18 protein-coding genes and 1 pseudogene are annotated in these 22,924 nt (G+C 63.0%); 10 read left to right on the forward strand and 9 right to left on the reverse strand.

Going from position 1 to position 22,924, the window contains the following annotated elements:
- Positions 1 to 111: 111 nt before the first annotated feature.
- Positions 112 to 1,890, reverse strand: a complete 1,779-nt coding sequence (locus FCN77_RS18115; RefSeq protein ID WP_137323392.1) for an ABC transporter family substrate-binding protein — start codon at positions 1,888 to 1,890, stop codon at positions 112 to 114.
- A 638-nt stretch (positions 1,891 to 2,528) separates the two neighbouring features.
- Positions 2,529 to 3,842, reverse strand: coding sequence for a CdaR family transcriptional regulator (locus tag FCN77_RS18125; protein WP_137323394.1), 1,314 nt, complete (start codon positions 3,840 to 3,842; stop codon positions 2,529 to 2,531).
- A gap of 185 nt (positions 3,843 to 4,027) precedes the next feature.
- Here FCN77_RS18125 and FCN77_RS18130 point away from each other — a divergent pair, with 185 nt between their 5' ends.
- The 4 genes from FCN77_RS18130 (at position 4,028) to FCN77_RS26400 (ending at position 9,022) form a co-directional block, all read left to right on the forward strand.
- The gene (locus tag FCN77_RS18130) at positions 4,028 to 5,587 is read left to right on the forward strand and encodes an FAD-binding oxidoreductase (protein WP_137323395.1); all 1,560 of its coding nucleotides are present in this window, start codon (positions 4,028 to 4,030) and stop codon (positions 5,585 to 5,587) included.
- A gap of 43 nt (positions 5,588 to 5,630) precedes the next feature.
- Positions 5,631 to 7,085, forward strand: a complete 1,455-nt coding sequence (locus FCN77_RS18135; RefSeq protein ID WP_137323396.1) for a carotenoid oxygenase family protein — start codon at positions 5,631 to 5,633, stop codon at positions 7,083 to 7,085.
- Positions 7,086 to 7,127: 42 nt separating this feature from the next.
- The gene (locus tag FCN77_RS18140) at positions 7,128 to 8,603 is read left to right on the forward strand and encodes an aldehyde dehydrogenase family protein (RefSeq protein ID WP_217496157.1); all 1,476 of its coding nucleotides are present in this window, start codon (positions 7,128 to 7,130) and stop codon (positions 8,601 to 8,603) included.
- A 191-nt stretch (positions 8,604 to 8,794) separates the two neighbouring features.
- On the forward strand, positions 8,795 to 9,022 hold the full coding sequence (locus FCN77_RS26400; protein WP_137323397.1) for a hypothetical protein: 228 nt from the start codon (positions 8,795 to 8,797) through the stop codon (positions 9,020 to 9,022).
- A 41-nt stretch (positions 9,023 to 9,063) separates the two neighbouring features.
- On the opposite strand, the gene FCN77_RS18150 is transcribed toward FCN77_RS26400, so the two are convergent.
- The 3 genes from FCN77_RS18150 to FCN77_RS18160 form a co-directional block, all read right to left on the reverse strand.
- Complete coding sequence (locus FCN77_RS18150) at positions 9,064 to 9,765, reverse strand: FAD-dependent oxidoreductase (RefSeq protein WP_217496158.1); 702 nt, start codon at positions 9,763 to 9,765, stop codon at positions 9,064 to 9,066.
- An 87-nt stretch (positions 9,766 to 9,852) separates the two neighbouring features.
- Positions 9,853 to 10,272: a PRC-barrel domain-containing protein gene (locus FCN77_RS18155; protein WP_137323399.1), complete on the reverse strand. Its 420-nt coding sequence runs from the start codon at positions 10,270 to 10,272 to the stop codon at positions 9,853 to 9,855.
- A 490-nt stretch (positions 10,273 to 10,762) separates the two neighbouring features.
- Positions 10,763 to 11,476, reverse strand: a complete 714-nt coding sequence (locus FCN77_RS18160) for a DNA-3-methyladenine glycosylase (RefSeq protein ID WP_175417304.1) — start codon at positions 11,474 to 11,476, stop codon at positions 10,763 to 10,765.
- A gap of 80 nt (positions 11,477 to 11,556) precedes the next feature.
- Here FCN77_RS18160 and FCN77_RS18165 point away from each other — a divergent pair, with 80 nt between their 5' ends.
- Positions 11,557 to 11,736, forward strand: a complete 180-nt coding sequence (locus tag FCN77_RS18165; protein WP_137323400.1) for a hypothetical protein — start codon at positions 11,557 to 11,559, stop codon at positions 11,734 to 11,736.
- Between the two features lie 664 nt (positions 11,737 to 12,400).
- Here FCN77_RS18165 and FCN77_RS18170 read toward each other — a convergent pair.
- Both FCN77_RS18170 and FCN77_RS18175 read right to left on the reverse strand, forming a co-directional pair.
- The gene (locus FCN77_RS18170) at positions 12,401 to 12,856 is read right to left on the reverse strand and encodes a hypothetical protein (protein ID WP_137323401.1); all 456 of its coding nucleotides are present in this window, start codon (positions 12,854 to 12,856) and stop codon (positions 12,401 to 12,403) included.
- Positions 12,853 to 14,049 carry a DUF2249 domain-containing protein gene (locus FCN77_RS18175; protein WP_137323402.1) on the reverse strand — a complete coding sequence of 399 codons (1,197 nt, stop codon included), beginning with the start codon at positions 14,047 to 14,049 and terminating at the stop codon, positions 12,853 to 12,855. The genes FCN77_RS18170 and FCN77_RS18175 overlap by 4 nt, the downstream gene beginning before the upstream one ends.
- Before the next feature lie 68 nt (positions 14,050 to 14,117).
- On the opposite strand from FCN77_RS18175, the gene FCN77_RS18180 reads away from it, so the two are divergent.
- The 3 genes from FCN77_RS18180 (at position 14,118) to FCN77_RS18190 (ending at position 16,056) form a co-directional block, all read left to right on the forward strand.
- The gene (locus tag FCN77_RS18180) at positions 14,118 to 14,564 is read left to right on the forward strand and encodes a group III truncated hemoglobin (RefSeq protein WP_137323403.1); all 447 of its coding nucleotides are present in this window, start codon (positions 14,118 to 14,120) and stop codon (positions 14,562 to 14,564) included.
- The gene (locus FCN77_RS18185) at positions 14,548 to 15,237 is read left to right on the forward strand and encodes a metalloregulator ArsR/SmtB family transcription factor (RefSeq protein WP_137323404.1); all 690 of its coding nucleotides are present in this window, start codon (positions 14,548 to 14,550) and stop codon (positions 15,235 to 15,237) included. The genes FCN77_RS18180 and FCN77_RS18185 overlap by 17 nt, the downstream gene beginning before the upstream one ends.
- Positions 15,238 to 15,693: 456 nt before the next feature.
- Entirely contained in the window at positions 15,694 to 16,056 is a 363-nt protein-coding gene (locus tag FCN77_RS18190; protein WP_137323405.1) for a DUF488 domain-containing protein, read from the forward strand.
- A 385-nt stretch (positions 16,057 to 16,441) separates the two neighbouring features.
- Here the strand turns inward: FCN77_RS18190 and FCN77_RS18195 are convergent, their stop codons facing one another.
- Complete coding sequence (locus FCN77_RS18195; RefSeq protein WP_137323406.1) at positions 16,442 to 18,238, reverse strand: molybdopterin-dependent oxidoreductase; 1,797 nt, start codon at positions 18,236 to 18,238, stop codon at positions 16,442 to 16,444.
- A 474-nt stretch (positions 18,239 to 18,712) separates the two neighbouring features.
- On the opposite strand from FCN77_RS18195, the gene sdhC reads away from it, so the two are divergent.
- Positions 18,713 to 19,093 carry a succinate dehydrogenase, cytochrome b556 subunit gene (sdhC, locus tag FCN77_RS18200; RefSeq protein ID WP_137323407.1) on the forward strand — a complete coding sequence of 127 codons (381 nt, stop codon included), beginning with the start codon at positions 18,713 to 18,715 and terminating at the stop codon, positions 19,091 to 19,093.
- Positions 19,094 to 19,148: 55 nt separating this feature from the next.
- Entirely contained in the window at positions 19,149 to 19,931 is a 783-nt protein-coding gene (locus tag FCN77_RS18205) for a succinate dehydrogenase iron-sulfur subunit (RefSeq protein WP_137323408.1), read from the forward strand.
- A 52-nt stretch (positions 19,932 to 19,983) separates the two neighbouring features.
- Here FCN77_RS18205 and FCN77_RS18210 read toward each other — a convergent pair.
- Positions 19,984 to 22,775, reverse strand: a pseudogene (locus FCN77_RS18210) (aconitate hydratase).
- Positions 22,776 to 22,924 lie beyond the last annotated feature (149 nt).

The raw sequence follows: 22,924 nt of genomic DNA on the forward strand, positions 1-22,924 counted from the left end.
TGAGGTGAGCGGAAGGCCGGCGGAATGCCGGTGGTGCCGGCAAAGGCGCCGGGACGGTGCTGCAATTGTCCCGGCGCCTTCACCTGCTGTTTCGCTTGCTAAGCGTGGGGTTTACTTCTCTGCCCACTCCCAGAAGTTCCACCAGACACCGGTCTGGTTCGGCATGAACTTAACACCCGTGATGCGGTCGCTGTAGGCGTCCACTCCGACCGACTGGAAGAGCGGAAGACCATAGGCGGAGGCCCAGATCTTCTTGTCGATCTCCTTGCTGAGGTCATCCTGCTTGGCGCGGTCCGTGGTGACGATCAGTTCGTCCATCAGCTTGTCGGCATCAGGATCCGAGAAGAGGTTGAAGTTGGAGCCGTTGCCGCTGCGGAAGATCTGCGGTACGCCGGAAACACCAACGCCCGGATTGATCCAGCCGAAAATGGTGGCGTCATAGCTGCCGTCGCCAAGGGCTTTGCCCCAGTCCGACTTGCCCAGGCCGCCATCCACGATCTTGAACCCGGCCTTGGTGGCTGACTCACGGATCAGGGAGAAGGCGTCAACCCGGTTGGGGTTGTCCTTGTTGTACATGATGCGGATCTCAGGGGTCTTGCCAGCGAGAAGCGCCTTGGCGCCGTCGATGTCGACGTCCTGGTACGCAGAGGAACCGTTGTTCTTGGCGGAGTCGGCGTAGGCTGCCTGCGCCGGAACGAACAGCTGCGAGTCCAGCGGCTTGGCCTCCGGATCGAGCTTCTTCACGATCTTGTCCACAATGTCCTTGCGCGGGACGGTCTTCATGAATGCTTCGCGGACGCTCTTCTCGGCCAGCGGGCCTGAGTAGTTCAGGTCGATGTGATCGTAAGAGAGCTGGTTGCCCTGTTCCACAGTGACGCCCTGGCTTTCAAGGGCCTTGAGCTGCTCGATGGTATCTGCCGAGGCCTGCGGAGCGATAATGTCAGCTTCGCCGTTCTTGAGGGCCTGCACCTGAGCCGGAGCCGAACCGATGTAGCGGACCGTGATTTCGTCCAGGCTGGCTGCCGGGCCCCAGTTGTAGTCCTTGTTGCGGACCATAGTCAGCGACTGGTCCTGGGTGACGCTCTTGACGATGTACGGACCGTTGGAGAGGAACAGGCTGGGGTCCGAGGGCAGGGTCTTGGTGTCGAATCCCGTGTTCCAGAGATCCGCCATGGCCTTCAGCTTCTCATCGGCCGGCTTGGGGGCCTTGGGGTCGCCCTTGGGCTTTCCCTTCAGGTAGTCCACCAGCGCCTGCGCGTCGGTAAGGCCGGCTTTCTTGGCCATGACGTGCGCGGCGATATCGATGCCGGGACCGCCAAGGATGGTTTCCCAGTCAGCGAAAGGCTTCGAATACTTGATGGTCATGGACCGGTTGCTGTCGCCGATTTCGGGGAAGTCGGTGAGTTTGAGGCCGGTGGGGTCGCCGGCGTATGAGAAGTAGGACGTGCCCGTCTTCGCCTCGGAATCGGCGTCATCGTAGTAGCCCGAGAAGGCCGCCCACTGCAGCAGGAGGTCAGCTGCCGTTACCGGCGTTCCGTCAGACCATTTCACACCCTCATTGATGGTGTACTTCACCGTTAGGGGGTCGTCGGAGGTCTTTTCCATCTTGCCGAACTTCTCGTTGCGTACAACGTTCAGCTGGTTGTCGATGTAGTAGAAACCCGAGTGGGTGGCATAGCTGATTTTCGAGTTGATGTCAGTGTTGCCGTCAGCGGTGTTGGGGTTGAACGTGTTGAATGCGTTTACCTCGACAACCGTGGCTGAGCCACCCTGTTTGCCGGCAGTCGCGCTTGACGGGGTTGTCCCGCCGCTATTGCCGGCGCAGGCGCTGAGAGCTAGCGCAGCAGCTGCTGCGACGCCTACCGCTTTGGAAATACGACCTAAGCGCATTCCGCCTCCTATGTTTCTGTGGTGTTGAAAAGACCGCCGCTTTAGGCGCCGGCCAGACCGCCCATTCCCCCAATAAGAATGTGGCTGGTCTCACATGAGCAGTAGCCTAGACCCGAAAGGAATGCCTGTGGGACCAAAGTTGCCTATGAGTAAAGGTTGTTACCGAGCTGCAACAATGGATGCGCGGCGCATGTTTGGGTCGTTGGAGAACACCAACCTCCAAAAGCCTAAGAGCGCACTGTCCAATCACAACAAAAGCCCCGATTCGCGCGGAATCGGGGCTTTCACCGTTAATGCTCAATCACTGACTCTGCAGGAGCCCTGCTACACGTTGAAGCGGAACTCCACCGCGTTCAGTATCCGAAAACCATCAGGTCAAATGGATGTTCACGCCACCTTGCGAGCAGGCATCTATCTGGGTATCTCCTTGGACTGCTCGAACACGCGCCTCGCATAGACGTCCCCAGCGAGAAGGTTGGCGACCTGGTCCAGAGCCGCGGCTGGCAAGTCGTCGAGCTGGTCAGGAGCCCGATTCTTCGTTAGCGTGCCGACGTGCTTGTTGACGATCTGCCCGATGTCCCGCGGGTCCGCCCGGTCGTGCGAGTTGACCAAGAACGTCTCCCTAGGCGCACGCCCCGTCACTGGCCAAGCGCCGGCGCGTCCAGGAGATGCGGGAACGCGTGCGCCATCTCCAGCGCCGCCAGGGTTACTGCTTGGTTCTCGTTGATGGGCCGGCCGAGTAGCTCGGCGGCTCGTTTGACCCTGTACGCCACGGTGTTCGTGGCCAGATGCAGGGCTTGGGCTGCGGCGAGGCGGCTGCTGCCGGCCAGCAGGAAGTGGCGCAGGGTGTCGCGGATGTCGGTCAGTTTCTGGTCCGGACCCAGCAACCCATCGAGCTGGACCTGGACGAACCTGGCGGCTCCCTGGGAATCGGCAATGAGCAGCGCCAGCATGCCGGCGTCGTCGTATTCCCAAAATTTCTGCCGCGGCGAAAGCCGGGCGACCCGGGCAGCCTGTTGGGCCTCAAAGTGGCTGTCCCGTAACCCGACTAGCCCGGACCCGGGCCTTCCGGCTGCGAGGTGGATCCAGTCGGCGCGCGGCACAGCACCTAGCGCCCGTGCCACCGAGCGGTCCGGGCGGGTGTTGAACCCCCACCAGAAGAGCGTGGTGCCCTGGTACTCGACGGTCAGGAAGCCGGCGGCGCCGAGCTCCTGCGCCGCGTCAGTGCCGAATCGCTGGCGCGCCGCCTCACGGTCCGGGATGTGCCCGCTGGTGGCGGGCCACGCCAAGGCGACGAGATGGTGCCTGCCGAGCCGGATGCCGAGAATGCGTTCGGCGTCTGCGCCGGGCTCTTCGCCGTCGAGGATTGCCGTGAGAACCCTCAGTCGTTCGGCTGGAAGCCTGCCATGCCACAGGGAGAGTTCGTCCTCGTAGCCATGCATGAGGTCGCTGACGTAGGAGTTTACGTAAGAAAAAAGGGCCGCGTTGAGCTCGCGCACTTCAGCGACCATGCGATCCGCAGGAACTTCGCGCTCGATGACGGCCAGAAGCGCATCCTGGACCCGGGTATGGCAGGCCCATACCGTGCGCAGCACGGAACCGATCGGGACGCCCTGTCGCACGGACAACCGGACATTCTCCTGTGCACCGCGAGGGGCCACGATGTCCGCTGCCGCGGTGCCGCGGTGCAAGCCGATGAGGGTCGTGAGCAGGCACGCTTCACAGCCCTCCAGCTCGGTGCCGGTCATCATGCCCGGCGTTCCGGCCAGGCTGAAGTCCTCATCGACCTGGCGCACTATCTCCGCAGCGGCCTCTGCCGCCCAAGCAGTAGCGGGCGCGCCGATTTCCGCCTCGGCGCTGGCAATGATCTCCGGATCCGACGCCGGACCGTCAACCGCACCGTTTGCTGTCGGCGGAGACTTTCCATCCAGTTCATCACTGTTGCAAACCACCTTTGGTCTTGGCCACCGGAAGCTAAGTATAGGGATGCGCACAGGGGTCTTTGCTCCCGCACGCCATACGGAACGACCTTTCTTGCCGTCCGGCACCAAGAACCAACCCTGTGTGCCAGACCACACTTGAAGCAATCGGTGTTCGGAGCTGAACACCCGTCAAGCAACGGAGCGTGACACAGCACATGACAACAACAACTGAGACCAGCAATTCATCTTCGGTCCTGACCAAGGCCATTGCGCGGATGACCGAAGTTCTCGGCGCGGACGCCGTCTTGCTGGACGAAAGCCAGGTCAAGGACTTCCGCGACCCCTACGAGGGTGAGGACGCAAAGGACTACCAGCCCTCTTTCGTGGTCCAGCCCTCCACCGTGGAAGAAATCCAGGCCGTGGTCCGGATCGCTAACGAACTGCACATCCAGCTCTGGACCTCCTCCACCGGACGCAATTACGGCTACGGCGGCTCGGCCCCGGTGGTCAACGGCTCCGTGGTCCTGAGCCTGCGCCGCATGAACAAGATTCTGGAAATCAATGAAGCCGCCAGCTACGCGCTGCTGGAGCCCGGCGTGAGCTTCTTCGACCTCTACAACGAGATCAAGGCCCGAGGGCTGAAGCTCTGGATCTCCGTCCCGGACCTCGGCTGGGGCAGCATCGTCGGCAACACCCTGGACCACGGCTACGGCTACACCGTCAACGGCGACCACGCCAACGCCGTCTGCGGCATGGAAGTGGTCCTGGCCACCGGCGACGTGGTCCGCACCGGCCTCGGCGCCATCAGCAACAGCCCTATGTGGCAGCGCCACAAACGCGGCTTCGGCCCCTCCCTGGACAGCTTGTTCATGCAGTCCAACTTCGGCATCGTGTCCAAGATGGGCGTCTGGCTCATGCCCGAGCCCGAGGTATTCACCACGGGGGCAATCATCTGCCACAACGACGAGGACATCGCCCCGCTCATCGACGCGCTCCGCCCGCTGGTGCTGGACGGCACCATCCAGGGCGTCCCGCTGATCACCAGCTCACCGGAACCCCAGGACGGTCGGGCCAACCCAATGCAGAACACCACCGGGATGTCGAAGGCAGCGAAGCTGTCCGCGACACTGCCCCCGGGACGCTGGCACGCCCGCATCGCCTTCTACGGCCACGAAGCCATAGTGGAGGCACGGCGCCGCATTGTCTCCGATGCCGTGGCCCATCTCCCCGGCGTCACCGTGGACCTCAGGTCCTACCGCGGCGACGTCAGCCCGGAAGAAGTGCACCCGCTGGACCTGGTTCCGGCCGGCATCCCCAACATGTTCCTGCTGGACATGATGAAGAAGCACATCGGCGAAAACGTTGGCCACATCGACTTCTCGCCCGCGATCCCGTTCGACGGCGAATCCGCCGCCAAGCACGAACTTATGGTCCGCACCATCCTCGAAGAAGCCGGCCTGGTGGCGGGCTTCGGCTGGATCGCCAACACCCGCAGCCTCGTGGGCGCCTGCATGGTCTTCTTCGACGTGAACGACCCTGCCGAAGCGGCAGCCGCACACGCCGCCGTCGAACTCATGTGTGAAAAGGCCGCCGAATGGGGCTGGAGCGAATACCGCGCCCACCCCTCGCTGATCGAGCACGTGGCAGAGAACTTCGACTTCAACGACCATGCCTTGAACCGGCTCTACACCTCCCTCAAGGACGCCCTGGACCCCGCCGGAACGCTCTCGCCGGGCAACCACGGCATTTGGCCCTCCTCGGCCAAGAACTCCTAGAACTCCTAGAACTCCAAGAATCACAACACCGAAAGGCACCACCATGTGGGAGACAGACAACAAGTTCCTCAACGGACCCTTCACCCCCTGGCATGAGGAGACCGAAGCCTTCGACCTCGAGGTCATCGGCAAGATTCCCGGAGACCTGGACGGAGCCCTGTTCCGCACCGGGTCGAACCCCAAGTTCAAGCCGCGCAACACGGACCGTTATCACTGGTTCGAAGGTGACGGCATGGTCTACGCTACCTACCTCCGTGACGGCAAGGCCGCCTACCGGAACAAGTGGGTCATGACCGACGCCCTGAAAGTCGAGATGGAGGCGGGGGAGGCTGTCTACTCCGGGTTCGTCAACGGCGGCACAGCCCCATCGCTGCCGGTCGGCGCCCCGCCGATGAAGAACGTGCCCAACACTAACGTCGGCGTTCTCGCCGACCGCCTGCTCGTGTTCTTCGAAGGCGGCCTGCCGCACCAGATGAATCCGCAGTCCCTGGAAACATTCGGGACATATGACTTCAACGGCGATGTCCCGTTCACCTGCACGGCCCACTACAAGCTCGACCCGGACACCGGCAATATGCTCTTCTACTCCTACATGGGAACCAACGTCACCTGGTACGAGGCAGACCGGCACGGGACGATCCTCGACACGTTCGCTTTCAGCACCAGTGCCCCGTCTATGTTCCACGACTTCGCGGTGAGCAAGAACTACGCGATCTTCTTCGTTACCCCGGGGCTTTTCCTGGCGCCTAACATCGGCCAGGGCAAGCCGGGCCTTGTGTGGGACCCCGCAGCCACGAACAACGGCGTCGAGATCGTCACCATGCACCGGACGACCCACGAAGTGCGGACCTACCGGGTCGACGAGACGTTCTTCCCGACGCACTTCTTCAACGCCTACGAGCGAGGCAGCGAAATCGTCATCGAAGCCCCGCGCATCAAGGAGCGCTTCGGCACCCCGGCGGACCGTATCACCGGGCCCGTCGACTCCCATGAGTGGTTCATGAACGCAATCCCGTGGCGCTGGACCGTCAACACCGCCACCGGACGCGTTACTAACCAGGCCACCAGCCACATCGCCGGCGAATTCCCCGCCATCAACCCGAACAAGGTCGGGCTGGAACACAAGTTCGGCTACTTCGCCGCCACTCGTGGCCGGGACGCCGACACCATGACCGACGGCCTGGCCAAGACGGACCTCACCAAGGAAACGGTTACGGTGATCGAGGGGCTGGATGATCTGACCAATCCGTCAGAACCCATCTTCGTTCCACGGACCGGGGCCGTGAATGAGGACGACGGTTACCTGCTCTCCATCTGGTGGAACCGCCAGACCGAGCTGAGCGAGCTGTGCATCTATGACACTGCCGATTTCGGGCGTACACCGCTCGCCAGGGTGAAGCTTCCGGGGCGCATTCCCTTCGGCTTCCACGGCAGCTGGTCCGACCGCGAGCAGATCGAAGACTCCCTCCGGGTCCTCGCCAGCGAACACGCCAACTAACCACCTTCATACTTCTCCGCATACCGGATAGGAGCGACATCCATGAGCATGACCACCACCGAAGCCCCCGCGACATTCGCAGAGCAGTCCACCACCCTGCAATACATCGCCGGAAAGTGGCGTGAGGGCCGGTCAGCGAAGACCCTCACCGTGACCAACCCCTTCGACGACAGAGTACTGACAACCATCCGTCAGGCTTCCGTCGCCGACGTCGATGACGCCTATCGTGCCGCGGCTGCCGCCCAGACTGAATGGGCCGGCCTGCCCCCGGCCGAGCGCCAGACGGTGATGCGCCGTGCAGCGCAAATCCTCGAGGAGCGCCGCGAAGAGATCGTTGACTGGCTGGTACGCGAGTCCGGCTCCACCGTGCTGAAGGCCAACATCGAGGTTTCCCTCGCCGTCGGAATCACCCAGGAGTCGGCATCGTTCCCCACCAGGGTCCACGGCAGGATTTTCGACTCCAACACCCCCAACCGTGAGATGCGCGTCTACCGCAAGCCGATCGGTGTGGTGGGCGTGATCAGCCCCTGGAACTTCCCCCTGCATCTGTCGCAGCGGTCCGTCGCTCCGGCCCTGGCCTTGGGTAACGCCGTGGTCCTCAAACCGGCCAGCGACACTCCTGTTACCGGCGGCCTCATCCTGGCACGGATCTTCGAGGAAGCAGGCCTGCCGGCCGGGGTGCTCTCCACTGTCATCGGTGCCGGCTCGGAGATCGGTGACGACTTCGTCGCCCACCCTGTGCCTGGACTGATTTCCTTCACCGGCTCCACCCCGGTCGGACAGAATGTGGGCGCCGTTGCCACCAGCGGCGAGCACCTGAAGAAGGTAGCGCTGGAGCTGGGCGGCAACGCGCCACTGGTGGTGCTCGACGACGCCAACCTCGAAGCAGCCGTAGCCGCCGCCGTCCCGGGCGCTTTCCTTCACTCCGGCCAGATATGCATGTCCGTCAACCGGATCATCGTCGAAGCCCCGGTCTACGACGAGTTCGTCTCCCGTTTTGCCGAGGCTGCCGCGTCCGTGGCGTACGGCGACCCCACGGCCGAGGGCATCCTGGTAGGCCCTGTGGTGAACGACTCCCAGCTTGCAGGACTCAAGCAGAAAATCGCATGGGCCCGGGAGGCCGGCGCCCGCACCGTCGTCGAAGGCGAGATCATCGGTAGGGTCGTGCCCCCACACGTCTTCGCCGACGTCACCCCTGACATGGAGATCGCCCGCGAGGAGATCTTCGGTCCCATGGTCGCCATTCTGCGAGCCGAGGACGAGACTCACGCCCTTCAACTCGCCAATGATCACGTCTTCGGCCTCTCCAGCGCGGTCTTTACCCAGAACCTGGACCGGGGTCTGCAGTTCGCACACAGGGTCAAGGCCGGTATGACCTTCATTAACGAGATGACGATCCAGGATGAAACGCATGTGGCCTTCGGTGGGCAACGCAATTCCGGCTTGGGTCGTTTCAACGGCGACTGGGCCATAGAAGAGTTCACCACCGACCACACAATCGGAGTCACTCGGCTCTAAGCCCAAGCGAGAACATACGAAAGTAGCCTGCCGGGACAAGCATGTCCGGGCAGGCTACTTTCGTGCTGCAAAGCTGTCGGTGAGGGGTACTGAATTAATTGGACATATTCAGGCAGGCGCCACAACCGGGTCAGAGTCACACATTGAATCCGCAAAGGTGCCCGATGGCCGAAAGGTGTTCGTCCAGGAAGATGCTCAGTGAATTACATGCGGCGGTATTCGGTTGTCAGGTTGCCCTCCGGGAAGAAGTCGGGGGGCTGCGTCTGGCTCCTGGCGGCATCCAGGTCTGCCGGCTAGCCAGCGGGTCCCCCGAACCGCACCCCACCGGCGGGATCGGGGATCAGCACCTGATGTGGGCCGCCGACAGCGTCGACGCACTGGATCATTTTGCACAACTGCTCAAGGAGATTGGCTACTAAACCTATGCACATTTCGCCGCGGAGGTAACTTTCGTTGCATTTCAGTATCCGGTGAACTCCTCCGTGCGGATGTCGTCGTCGTCCACGCCCGCACCGTTGAGGAGGCTGCGCATGGCTTTGACCAGGCCGGCCGGGCCGCAAAGGTAGTAGATCGGAGTGCTCAGATCCCCGACGTATTTGGTGATCATGTCCTGGTCGATGAACCCGGTTTCTCCGTCCCAGGGCTGGTGCGAATTTTCGGGTTCGGTCATGGTGGCGATGAAGGTGACGTTGGCAGCTGACTCGTCCAGGCGTTTCAGCTCGTCCAGGAAGGCTGCGTCCTCAGGCCGCTTATTGGAGGAGAACGCAAAGATCGCGTGCCCCGTTTGGTCGTGAACCGACTGCAGGGCAATGCTGCGTACCGGCGTGATTCCGATACCACCGGTGAGGAAGACCGCGGGCCTGGCAACGTTATTGTGCAAGGTAAACGATCCATAGGGGGCATCCAGCTCCAGCTCGGTCCCGATGGGCATGCCCTTGAGAACCCGCTTGAACGCCGTGTCACGCATGCGCGTCGTGCACATCAGGTTGGGCTCATAGGGGGCGCTGGAAAGTGAGAATCCGCGGGTGTTTCCCTCCTTGTCGGTGTCCGGGGGGTCAATCAGCGTGTAGTCCGCGAATTGGCCGGCCTTGTAGCTGAACCCATCAGGCTTCTCGAACTCGAAGGCCATGGTTTGTTCGGCTACTTCTGTCTTCTTGATCAACTTCGTTCTTGGAAGCGACACAATGGAACCTCTATTCGATCGCGTCTGATGAATGTGACTGCCCCTGACGGAGCTTTCTTCTCTGCCTTACCTTGCGACGAGGAGATTCGGGTACAAATAGCCGCCCGACCAGTACGGGGCATAGCCGTAGTAGGCGTACGAGTTCTGGTTGTATTCCCTGTTGTTGATCAATTCGGGGTCGTACGGCGGTGCGCCGGCTACCCGCTGCCTGGAGTGGCCGAGGTGGACCTCGTCCTTGGTGATCAGGCTGATGGCGTCGACGGGGATAAAGGATCTTTTCTCCCCCATTCCGAGAAAGCCGCCGGACTCCACTACCAGGAAGCGGACCTTGTTCTCGGTCAGATCGACGAGCAGGTCATGGACCTTTCCGATGTCTTCGCCGTTCTTGTCTTTCACCAGGTGCCTGCGGACGTCCTCATCTCCGAGCTTGATGGTTTCGTTCGTGTCACTGAGCTTCACGAGCTTGTGGTTGTCCATTGTGGTCATTACTCATCCTTCCGTACTGCAGAGGATCGAATCACCCGCAGCCGGGCCGCCAGTGCCCGGCAGAGGGCCACCTTTTCTTTCTTCACGGCACATCCCCGATTTTGCGGTTCCACCCTTCTGCGGCGGAGACCTGCGGGAGGCTCCGGGCGGCACCACTAATCAATCTACGCCTGTGGACGGAGGCCGGATAAGGTAGTTCGTCCCTGCTGCGGGCACTGTTCAGCCGGCGGCGGTCACCCCAGAGATCGGGGCCGAAGACTTCGTCGTGGATGCGGCTGGCCGGTATTCCGGCGTCAGGGCTTCAGATCGGATTTTCTACATAAGCCGTGACAGTACGCATAAGAAAACCGAAGTCCCCGGCGCGATCTCGATGCTGTGTAATGACACATGTAGCCGGTTGGGCATCCGCGGCCGGCTCCTTGAGCCAGCGTTCGAGGCTGGTGCCGTCCAGGGAGTCGACATCCTGGCGCATCTGCGCTGCCAGTGACTCCTACGGGCGTTGCCCGGCGTTCAGATCAACACTTCCTGCAGGGGTGGCACGGAGTGGACGGGTGGTCGATGACGGGGAGCGCCCCGGTTTGTAGGTCGAGACCGATGGTGCCTCGTCTACCCAGTATCTCCAGGGAAATACTGCTCCGTCGCCGCCGGGCCCGTTGAGACCGACCCGCGGACCCGTGACATGGGGGACCATGGTGTGGTCGTCCGGAACGAGGAACTGCCAGTGGCCGTCGAAGAGGTCGTCACCGTCATTGGTCAGGTCCGCGGCAAAACATTGGGCCACGCAGCCCGGACCGGACGCCAGCCGGCGCTCGGGAAGCGGTGTTTTGCGTGGTTTCGCTTCACGCCGGGTGCGGGCCAGCTCCGCGCCCGCGATGACGTCGCCGGCACGGATGAGGCAACCGTAGGGCTGATCCGGCTGCGCCGTGACGAGATTGATAGCGTGATGCATCCCGTAGGTGAAGTAGCAGTAGATGTGGCCCGCAGGTCCGAACATGGTTTTGTTCCGGTTGGTCTTGCCGCGGTAGGCATGCGCCCCTGGGTCCCGTTCGCCTGCGTATGCTTCGACCTCGGTAATCCGGATGGAGACGGTTCCGTCACCATCCGTGCGTTGAAGGACGCAGCCAAGAAGCTCCGGTGCAACGTCGAGCACGTCACGGGCGAAGAACGTCCGGTCCGCCGCATGGAAGCCGGGGAGAATACTCACGGGACGACTTTACCTCTAAGCCGCCCGGCTCGGCTTCGGTCGCCCCGCCGGAGAATGGGAGAACTCGCCAGGTAGCCTCCTTGAAGAGACTGGAATATTCCGGAACCAAACTCTCCTCTATCGCTACCGATATCACAGGTGTCCACGGCGGAGCGATGCTCCGGGCCCTCATCGATGGCCAGAACGACCCGGCGGTGCCGGTCGACCTGGCGAAGAAGGGCATGCGCCGGAAGATCCGCGCACCGAGGGAGGACCGATGAAAGCTCTCGTCGCCGTGGAACGCTCCATGCTCAACTCCATTTAGCACATGCTCAAAACCGGCAAATGCTACGTCGACCCGGCCCCCGACTAGGCGAGTCTCCAAAATCCGGTGCGTGGTGGCTGGAATGTTTGAAGGGTCTGGCAGACAACTGTCCTGAGTGATGATCAGTGGTCCGGGTCGAGCGTTTGCTGCCGGGCTCGGACGGGCGGCGGGGCTGCCCGTTCCTCAAACAAGACTGCCGGTTTCCACATCGTCACTCACGCGCAGGCCAGCGTTGAGGCACGCCGGGCGGTAGGAAAACCATCCGACCTGACCCTGCTGGACGTCCACCTTCCGGACTCAAACGGTTTGGTCTTCTCCATGGGCGGCGGTGGAGGCGGGACCGGCCCACTGTCTCACTAAGCCGTTCGAATACAGCGATCTGGTCACCGCGGTGGGACGTTTCAAAGAACGTCACCAGCGTTTGAACCAGGACTCGGAAACGGTCCAGGGCGACGGCGAAATGATCTTCGGCTATGCGGACAAACCGCCGCCGGGATGGCAGTCCGGCTCGAATACGGCAAAACCGGACGGCCCGGATGGAGATATAGGCTTTTCGAAGGTTCTGGACGTGGTGGCACCCAGACCATGTCGGACCGCATTCTCGTCCATGGGAGAAGTTCTCAGGTGTGTCCGGCGCGCAGATGGCTCAGAACCAGACCGACGGGGATACTGACGACCAATACAAGGTAGAAGGCCCGAAGGAGCGCGACCGCGATTGGCCGTTGGGCGTGGCGTGTTCCGGCGCCGGCGAGCACCAACCCGGCCACCAGCAGGAGGCCGCCGGCATCGGTGATGACCGGGAAGGAAACAAGTGCGCCGGCGACGACCAGGGCGTTGCCGATGTTCCAGGACCCGAACAGCACCCACCGCTGTGCCGGTCGGAGCGGTGCCGCTCTGAGGATCCGGCGCTGGTTGCTGATGGCACATTGGGCCACGCCACAGACGAGCACCAGGTAGGCGGCAAGCCAGCTGCCGCGGTCGAAATGCAAGGGGCCGGCGACGGCGGCGACAAGGCCGCCGAGCACGATGAAGCCAACGCCGGCTGCGTAACCGACTCGTTCGGGGACCCCGTTCATGCCAGGTACGCGGCCGAGAATTGGAGCCGCCAAGCTTCCGGACCACGGTCGAGGTAGCTGACGGTAAAGCGTCCCGGGGTCCGCTGCTCGACCTGGATGAGCAGGGAGAGGGGATCGTGGGGTGCGACCAGAATCAGTCCCTCGCCGGCGCCGATCGCGTCGAGGGCACCAAAGACGGTGGCGTGCCGGATCGCGTGCGGGACGTTCCGGACATCCAGTTCCACGTATGCGGGTTCGTCTACGATGCCGCACTCGCACTGTGTGGCGCTCTTGGAAGCCGGGGCGCCGTCGTCGACCATCAGCGATTCGATGTCCGACCAGAGCGAACCGAGGGACAGTCCGCCTGTCCGGGCCAGGACCGGGAGGGCGTGGTCCGCGAAGAATCGCAGGTGCTGGCCGAGGTGCATGCGTAGCTCCACGGCCACGCTGGCAACCTCAACATGACCGCTGAGGTTAGCCAGGCGCCAGATGGCACCGGTGACGAGTTCGCGTTCTGTGCGGAGCCGGTGGACGACGGCGACATCGATCCGGCTTATGGCCGGATCGATTACCTCCTGTTCTGCCTCGAGCAGTGCGCCCAGCGTGCCGCGAGACCAGTCAAGCAGCGTTGCAGATGCCCGCCGCGTCCGCTCGTCGTCTCCGCCAACTGCCGCGTCGATGAGTTGCGTGGTGTAAATGGCAGCGCTCCCGGAGAGCTCTGCGTGCCGTGCGGTTACGCGTTCGACGGCGTCCGAATCCGGTCCGCTGGAGGCCAGCACCAGGTTCGACCGTCTTGCCGGCTCCGGCATCGAGGCGGCAGCGGGAGCGTCGACTGTCGCGGGGCTGTCCAGCTTGGGGGCGCGGGTGGTGGCTGGTGCACGTTCGCAGATGGTGAGAAGCAGGTGCGCGCGGGTCAACGCCTCGAGCGAATGCGGCAAGTTCGCGTCAAGGTGGATGATTGCACCGGCGGGCAGATCAACCCGTTCGCCGCCGACGTCGAGGGCTACATGGCCGCTCAGCACCTGCAGAAGGATCGGCGCGGCGGCCGTGTGCTCTCTCATCACCGCGCCCTCGTCGAAGGTGAGGCGGACAACGCCGGCTCCCTCCCCTTTGAAGACCCGCGTGGATCTCACCGCCCCGGCGCTGACCGGAAGTGCCGCCAGCAGAGCTTCGGCGTCAACGGCGATCACTGTGTGGTTTCCCGCAGCCATCATTCATCCTCCGTGGTCTCAAATGTGCTTTAAAAGTAACACCATCATTTTTATTCGATTACACTTGACCCATGAGCGGAGACCTGAAGGACCGGTCCGATGTTGCCCTGCTGGTCGAGGAGTTCTACCGACGAGCCTTTGCCGACCCGCTGATCGGGCCTATCTTCACCCATATAGCCAAGATGGATCTCGCCCGTCATCTGCCGATCATGTGCGACTTCTGGGAGACCGTGCTGTTCCGCGCCGGCCTCTACAGCCGCAACGCCCTGCAGATGCATCTGGTGCTGAACGCCCGTTTTCCGTTGCAGCAGGAACACTTCGAGCGGTGGCTCACCTTGTGGGTTGCGAACGTGGACGAACACTTCGCCGGTGAGAAGGCCGACCTCGCCAAGGTCCAGGCCACGCGCATTGCCGGGTCCATCCACCGGCGGCTTCAAGGCCGTTCCGGCAGCGATTTCGAGACCCTGAAGCCGCGCCAGGCCGAGGGGGAGGAATTGGCGGATGCCCGCGGGATCTGAAGCGGTGCAACAGACCGGGCGTTCAGCGCCGGGCAGCACCCGGAGGAACGAGAACTACCACGCCGCGTTGGCATCGCGCACGCGGCGGGGTGTCCTCGACGCTCTGGCCCGTTCGTCCGAGCCCCTGGATGCGCAGGCCATCGCCGGCGCGCTGGAACTTCATGTTTCCACGGTCCGGTTCCATCTGGACCAGCTCGAGGAGGCGCGCCTTGTCCGGCGCGAATCCGGCGGGGACAGGCGCCGCGGCCGCCCGCGTGTGCTGTATGCGGCGGTCCTCGAGGCTGAACGCGACGAGGGTTCACGGGAGCAGCTGATCGAGGTGCTCGCCGGAGCCCTCGCGCACAGAGACGCGGACCAGGGACGGAGCAGTGCCATTAACGCCGGCCGTGACTGGGCGCGCGGGCTCGTAGCCGAACGCTCCGACTCCGTCGATCGACGAAGCGGGCTCCTTGAGGTCCTTGACGGGCTCGGTTTCGACCCGGCGCCGGACGGCGATGTCGTCCAGTTGCGGGGGTGCCCGTTCCGCGATGCTGCAAGGCGGCACCCGCAGGTTGTCTGCTCGGTCCACCTCGGACTCGTGCAACAGTTGCTCGACGGCGACGGCGACGCGCCGCCGGACGTGCGTCTGCTCCCTTTTGTTCAACCAAGTCTATGCGTCATTACCCTGACCTGAAACGTTCCACCGCTACCGAACCGATTGCTGTTTAGCTCCGGACTTAGATCAATCGCGGTGACGGGGCCGTCCTGTCCTTCGACTATTAGCGGACGACTACACCCGACGCAAGGCGCCGCGCAGCAAAGAAAGAGCCGTTGACAACTCGAAGGTCTCGGCTACCAGGTCACCCTCGAACACCTGCAGCGGACCGGATAGGGGGCCGATACCCCGCGCCGGTGAACCCATTGGCCCGGCCGCACCCCGGCCCGTCAGGGCTGGAACGCGCTGGCTGGGGCGCGGGCGCAGGCCTGCTGGGCGGTCCGGTGCGTTCTCATGGTGATGTGGATTCTCAGGGGATCGGAAGAGCATAATGTCACCGAGGACGAAGACCCACAGGGTTTTTGGCCGCTTCGGGCGTCGCTTTTCCAAGGAAGGTATCAGTGCCGTGCCGCAAGTCAGCGAGGAGGCTGGGGAATGTCGACTGCAACGGATGTTCAGGTGCGCCGGGTCTATGATGCGATCAGGGACGACGACGGCGCACGGGTTCTGGTAGACCACATCTGGCCCCGCGGGATGACCAAGGCCAAAGCGGCACTGGACGAGTGGTGCAAAGACGTCTCCCCGTCAACGGAGCTGCGCAAATGGTACGGCCACGACCCTGCCAAATTCGACGAATTTGCCAAGCGCTACAAGGCCGAGCTCAAAGATCCGGCCCGGGCGCAGGCGCTCGAGCATCTGCGCGAACTCGCCAAGGGCCAACGGCTGACGTTGCTGACGGCAACCAAAGCCGCCGACATCAGTGAGGCCCACGTCCTGGCCGACCTGATCGGACGGTAGCCAACTTACTTCCGGCGCATCCCGAGATAAGGGCTTCGGGAGGGACCCGATTAGTGACTGGGAACGGGATCCACTGACGCGGCCGCTGATCGCCGGACAATGCGCATGGTGCGAGGATCGTGTAGGGGGACGGATAGTACGAATCCCTGGCCGCAATGAATTGAGCCGTTACAGAAGCGCGGTTCCACGGCGTCGGCCTCTCCGCCGACCAGAAAAACACGGGGTGGCGGCAGTTCTGGGAACCGTCGCGGATGCCTCCGGATTCTTTGCTAGCGGCGATGAATGCTGTACCCCGGCGGCAACTGCGCCGCCGCGTTTTCTACCTAGCCCGCTCCTCATGGCAGGTTCCGGGATTCGTCGGGCATGCCGGGTGCGGGGCATGTTGCTAGATGGATTGGCGGTAACCGAAGAATTCGTGGTCGTTGTTGTACCCGCCTTCGCCGCCGCCGACTTGGGAGAAGTCTTTGACGAATTCGATGCCTTTGATCCATTTGACGAGTTTAAAGCCGAGCTGGACCTCGTTGCGCAGACGCAGCGGAGCGCCGTGTCCGTAGGACAGCGGCGCATTGTTCATGTCGTAGGCGAGCATGGTGAGGTGGTAGCTCATCTGTTCGATCGGCTGCGCGTCATAGTAAATGCCGCCGTCCGAGCCTTCGGCGAAGGAGTAGAAGATCACCCACTTCGCCTCCGGGTCCGGCTGCACCAGGTCGATGATGGTTTGCATGGAGACGCCGCCCCATTTGGCCACGCCGGACCAGCCTTGGATGCAGAAGTGTTGGGTGATCTGCTCATGGTGGGCCAGGTCGTGAAGCTGGGCCAGGTCGAGTTCCACCGGGTTCTTTACGAGGCCGGATACCTGGAGGCGGTAGTCGGCGAAGCCTGTGGCCAGAAGCGTTTTGTATTCAGTGGATTCGGGGTACTTCCCGTTGTGCCACATATACGGGGAAATGTCTTTCTCGGTGTACCGGCCCGGTTTGGAATCGAGGTGCTCGAACAGCCGTTGCGCCGGGCCGATGAGCGCAAACCCAATCCGCTGGACCATCCGCGGATGCCGGTAGGTGAGCGGGGTGACGCCCACCCAGATCACGATCATTATGGCCAGGGATGCGGCGAAGACCCAGAACCCGTACCAGTCGCCGGAGTTGCGGCCCGCATACATGTAGTTGAAGTTCCGCAGCGCCTCTGTCGCGACGACGAGGGAGACGTGCATCACGATGAACAGCACGAACCAGACCAGGACCAGGAAATGCAGCGACCGGGCGACCTGGATGCTGAAGACCCTGCTGATCCACCTGAATTTTGTGGACAATGCCGGGGACATGCCCAGCCCGGTGATGAACGCCAGCGGCGCGGCGATAAAGACCGTGATGAAGTAGGCCATGACTTGGAGACTGTTGTAGGCCACCCAGCTGTCGTCGGTTGGCCAGTTCAGGGACGCGTACTGGATGGACATCGAGAGCGCATTGGGGATGACGTCCCAATTGGTGGGCACCAGGCGGAGCCACTGACCCGTGGTGAAGATGAGAATGTAAAAGATCAGGCCGTTGAGCAGCCACAGCGTGTCCATACCCAGGTGCCACCAGCGTGCCAGCCCGATCGAGTGCCGCCGGCCCGGCAAGCCCACGCCGTCGGGGAGGGTGATGGAGTCCTGCTTGGCCGTATACAGCGGGTCCGCGGGTACCGGCGTCTGCATCCGGAACCATTCCTTGCCCGGGGTTGAGTGCCGGGTCCAGTACAGCCGGGGATGATCGGCAAGGATGGCTAACCCGGCCCGGATGATGGGGATCAGGAGCAGCATGTTGAAGAAATGCTGCCACCCGATCCAGGCAGGGAACCCCGCCCGGGCTTCGGCCCCGGGCGGAACAACCCGGCCTGGATATTCCCTGATGAACTCCGCCACGGCGGGGACACCACGCAGTCCCTTGGCCACGGCCACGGCAGTGATCAGCAGCACGAAGCCGATCGGCAGCAACCACAGCAGGTTAAACCATTTGCTGTTCCCTATGCGCACCCGCGGCGCCACCCCGTATTGCGCGGGGGCGGACCCGGCCCAGGAGTCATCGACGACGGTGTTCGCTTCCGTTGAGAGCTCCTCCCGGAAGCTGGCCGGCGTCCGCGGGCCCGGGGCGGAGACGGTGGACCGGGAACCGGCCGGGTTGTCCTGATTATGGTCACGTGCCACGATGTACCTTCGGTCGTTGATGCCGGATACCTGATGCCTGATGCCTGATGCCTGATGCCCAGATTACGCTTCCGCGATGGACAGGCAACGGAAGATCTGGGATGACGGGCGCAAGTTCCCTCAGCGGGGGTCGAGGGGCTGCTGACTATATGCGCAATGGTATGGGCAGCTGGCCGTCCGTGGTCGGTTTCGTCGTCTTCCTTAATGTCCGGCTGTCGTGGATACCCGGGCGCCGGCGTCCCATCCGGGATCCGTGGCCCGATATTGCTCAACGACTTCCCGTTCGTGCGGGCGAGCCGGCCCCGATTATCACCTTTGTCTGCTGCGCCATTATCCCCTCGATCGCCTGCAATCCAATAGCGGGCTGTGCCCGGCGGGTTGACCTTTGCCTAGGCGGTCGTAGACTCACAGGTGAGGCCGCCGACAGACCATGTACGTCCTTTGGTTGCCGGCTCACGGAGCGAGGAGGGGCCGGTGTCAAAGACAGCATCTTGGACCCTTTACCGCGGGCAACAGGGACAGTGGGCGTGGGTTGCCCACCGCATTACGGGCGTTGCTATTTTCTTTTTTCTCCTCGTGCATGTTCTGGATACGTCCATGGTCCGGGTATCGCCCGAGGCCTATAACGCCGTCATAGGCACCTACAAGAACCCGATCATGGGCTTAGGAGAGGCCGGTCTGGTCGCGGCCGTGGTCTTCCATGCGTTCGGCGGTGTGCGGATAATCCTCATCGATTTTTGGAAGAAAGGCCCCAAGTATCATGTTCAAATGCTTTGGGGTGTCCTCGGACTGTGGGCGGTGGTGATGATCCCCTTCCTTTTCATCCATCTTTCCCATGTTTTTGGCGGCCGCTAATAATGTCCGCCATCATGGGAGCCCGGAACGGCGCCAACAGGGAGCGTAAGAGTCCATGAGCAGCCCGCAGACCACCGAACCCGCCTCGAAAATAGATCTGCCGCAGTCTGTTGGAGGCGGCGAGATCCCCACCTTCGAAGTCACTCTGCGGATCCGCCGCTACAACCCGGAAGTCTCCGACGAGGCCCGCTGGGAAGACTACCCGCTGACCATGTACGGCACGGACCGGGTCCTGGATGCGCTGCACAAGATCAAATGGGAAATTGACGGCTCGCTGTCCTTCCGCCGTTCCTGCGCCCACGGGGTGTGCGGTTCCGATGCCATGCGGATCAACGGCCGCAACCGCCTGGCCTGCAAGGTTTTGCTCAAGGACCTCAACCTGGACAAGCCGGTGACCGTTGAGGCCATCAAGGGCCTGCCGGTGGAGAAGGACCTGATTGTGGACATGGAACCGTTCTTCCAGTCCTACCGTGAGATCATGCCGTACTTTATCGGCGCCGGCCACGAGCCGACGAAGGAGCGACTGCAGTCCCCCGAAGATCGTGAACGTTTCGATGACACCACCAAGTGCATTCTCTGTGCCGCCTGCACGGGCGCCTGCCCCGTCTTCTGGACCGACGGACAATACTTCGGTCCGGCGGCGATCGTGAACGCCCACCGCTTCATCTTCGACTCCCGCGACGACGCCGGCGACTTGCGCCTTCAGATCCTTAACGACAAGGAAGGTGTCTGGCGGTGCCGCACCGTCTTCAATTGCACGGAAGCTTGCCCGCGTGGCATAAAGGTCACGCAGGCCATTGCAGAGGTCAAACAGGCCATCCTCTCCCGGCGGATATGACGCTCCGGCGCCGGCGGGCCCCCGCCTTGGCGGGTCAACGGCTCGGACCACGTCAGTCGGCCAGGAGCTGGCGCAGGACGTAGGGCAGGATTCCGCCGTGGACGTAGTAGGCTTCCTCGGCGGGCGTATCGATCCGTATGGCAGCCGTAAAGTATCGCGCGCGGCCGTGGTCCTCGACCCGGACCGTGACCTCCCGTGGCAGCGGGGTATGACCCTCGATGCCGATGATCGAGTAGAGCTCTTTTCCGGTCAGGCCCAGGCTTTCGGCCGTGTCACCGTCCCGGAATTGCAGGGAAGGACGCCCATCCCGATGAGGTTGGAGCGGTGGATCCGTTCAAACGATCCCGCCAGGACGGCTTTGACGCCCAGCAGCAACGTGCCCTTGGCCGCCCAGTCCCGGGAGGAACCGGACCCGTAATCCGTCCCGGCGATAACAATCAGGGGAACGGCCTCGGCGGCATAGGACGTGGCGGCATCGAAAATGCTCTGTTGCCCGCCATCGGGGAAATGCCGGGTGAAGCCGCCCTCCACTCCGGGCACGAGCCGATTGCGCAGCCGGACGTTGGCGAAGGTCCCGCGGATCATGACATGGTGGTTCCCTCGGCGGGAGCCGTAGGAGTTGAAGTCGGCCGCGTCCACGCCGTGTTCGGTGAGGTATCGGCCAGCGGGAGAGTCGTTCCGGATGGCACCGGCCGGGGATATGTGGTCGGTGGTGACGGAGTCTCCCAGGAAGGCCAGTACCCTGGCCCCGGTGATGTCCCGGACCGGCGCTGGCCTGGCGGTCATTCCGTCAAAGTACGGTGGCCGCTGCACATACGTGGAGTGGTCATCCCAGGCGAACATGTCACCCTCGGGCACCTGCATGCCCCGCCAGCGCCCGTCGCCGGAGTAGACGTCGGAGTAGCCTTGCGTGAACATTTTGCTTTCGAGGTTTTGGTCCACGATGGCCTTGATTTCCGCCGTCGTCGGCCAGATGTCGTGCAGATAGACCGGGCTGCCTTCCGGGTCCTCGCCGAGCGGATCGTGGAGCAGATCGGTATGCATGGTCCCGGTGAGGGCGTAGGCGATGACCAGGGGCGGGGAGGCGAGGAAGTTCATCTTCACTTCGGAGTGGATGCGGCCCTCGAAGTTCCGGTTGCCCGAGAGCACGGCTGCAACGGTCAGATTGTTTTCCGCGACGGCGGCGCTGACTTCCGGGATGAGAGGCCCGGAATTACCGATGCAGGTGGTGCAGCCGTAGCCGACCAGATCGAAGCCCAGTCTCTCCAGGTACGGGGTGAGCCCTGATCTGTTGAAGTAATCGGTCACCACCCGGGATCCCGGAGCGAGGGAGGTTTTCACCCACGGTTTACTGAGCAGGCCCCGTTCGACGGCTTTCTTGGCCAGCAGGCCGGCGCCAATCATGACTGTCGGGTTGGAAGTATTCGTGCATGAGGTGATGGCCGCGATGACCACGTCGCCGTGGTCGAGGCTGGCCACGGTTCCGGCCAGCTCAACGCGGACGGGTTCGGATGACCAGGTGAAGTCCGTGGCGTCCTGGTACTGGCGGGGCGGGGCGTCCCGGTGAACGCCGGGGCTGACGGCAATGGGGTCGCTCGCGGGGAAAGAGTGCTCGTCGGCATCGTCGAGGCCGCCCTGCACGGCTTCCTCCTGCGCTTCCCCGGACAGCAGTCCGCGCACGGCACGGGGCACGGCGCCCAGCGGGATCCGGTCCTGCGGCCGCTTGGGTCCGGCGATGGAGGGGACGATCGTGGCCAGATCCAGCTCGATAATCTCGCTGTAGTCCGGGACATGGTCGGGACGGTGCCACAGGCCCTGTTCTTTGGCATAGGCTTCCACGAGTTTTATCTGGTGCTCGGAGCGTCCGGTGAGACGCAGGTAGTCCAGCGTTTCATCGTCGATCGGGAAGATGGCGCAGGTCGACCCGTATTCCGGGCTCATGTTGCCCAGCGTCGCCCGGGTTGCCAGTGGCACGCTGGCCACTCCGGGGCCGAAGAAGTCCACGAATTTTCCGACGACCCTGGTGCGGCGCAGAAGTTCGGCGACGGTGAGCACCAGATCCGTGGCTGTGGTGCCCTCGGGCAGTTCGCCGGTAAGTTTAAGCCCGACTACCTGCGGGATGAGCATGCTCATCGGCTGGCCGAGCATGGCCGCTTCGGCTTCAATACCGCCCACGCCCCAGCCGAGCACACCGAGTCCATTGACCATCGGGGTATGCGAGTCCGTCCCTACGAGCGTGTCCGGGTACGCGATCGGCCCGCGGGCACCGTCCCGGGTGAAGACGACCCGGGCGAGGTATTCGAGGTTGACCTGGTGGCAGATGCCAGTGTCCGGGGGCACCACGAGGAAGTCATCGAAAGCCCGCTGAGCCCAGCGCAGGAGCTGGTACCGTTCCTGATTCCGCGTGAATTCCAGCTCCGCGTTGATTCCGAATGCCTCCGGGCTGGCGAAGGCGTCGGCGATGACCGAATGGTCGATGACCAGCTCCACGGGAATCAGCGGATTGATTTTCTTCGGTTCCCCGCCCAGGCTGGTCATGGCATCACGCATGGCCACCAGGTCCACCACGCACGGCACGCCGGTGAAGTCCTGCATCAGCACCCGGGCGGGAGTGTATTGGATCTCCGGGTTGGACGCCGATCCGGGGTCCCAGCCGCCGAGCGATGTGATTTGTTCGGGCGTGACCAGCCGGCCGTCCTCATTGCGCAGCAGGTTCTCCAACAGGATCTTCAGGCTGTAGGGAAGGCGGTCCGAGCCCTTGACCCGGTCCAGCCGGTAGATCTCATACGTCCTGTCGTGCACGTTCAGTTGGTCGCGCGCACCAAAACTGTTTGGATTCATCACTGTTCCCCTCGTGAGGTTTCTGTCGTGGTAACTTGCGGGCCGTGGACGGCAGCCCGCCACTCGACGAGCTTGCCGGTGCGGACTCGTTGTCGTGCATCAGTACCAGGACCAGAACCCCCGGATCGGCAGGTGCCGGTTCTACCCCTAGG

The sequence above is a fragment of the Arthrobacter sp. 24S4-2 genome (assembly GCF_005280255.1).
In the GTDB taxonomy this organism is placed as follows: domain Bacteria; phylum Actinomycetota; class Actinomycetes; order Actinomycetales; family Micrococcaceae; genus Arthrobacter.